The organism is Pseudomonas sp. I2 (assembly GCF_040984075.1).
Taxonomy (GTDB): domain Bacteria; phylum Pseudomonadota; class Gammaproteobacteria; order Pseudomonadales; family Pseudomonadaceae; genus Aquipseudomonas; species Aquipseudomonas guariconensis_B.
In genome coordinates, this window is sequence record NZ_JBCGFQ010000247.1 from 1 (window position 1) to 368 (window position 368).

The following is a 368-nucleotide window of genomic DNA, read 5'->3' on the forward strand; positions in this document are numbered from 1 at the left end:
GCGCGGCCGCACCCGTTGGGACGCCAGCCACACCCTGCGCCAACAAGTGCTGATGGCCGCCAAGGAAGCCAATGCCGAGAAAGCCCTGGGGCTGCTGGCGGCGCGCTACCGGATCACCGACCAGGCCGTACGCGAGAATCCGTTCAGCCAGGAGGTGGAACGGTACCTGAAAAGCGGAATGGCCCAAGTCGAGGAGATGAAACAGCTGCGGGTCACGGGGAGCCGGACGGTGGCGGTCGAGCTCACGACCACATTGCGTGTGAAGCCGACCTTTGTCGGGCTGCTCACCGGTGGGGTTGGAACCGGTTTGAATAGCGGGATGCTGTGGTTCAACGTGATCTCGCTCAAAGCGGCCTACCAGAACTTGC

The 368-nt window shown here is 63.6% G+C and carries 1 pseudogene; it reads left to right on the top strand.

Features of this window, described 5'->3' with window-relative positions:
• Window positions 1-368, top strand: a pseudogene (locus WCE05_RS26470) (hypothetical protein); the annotation flags it as partial.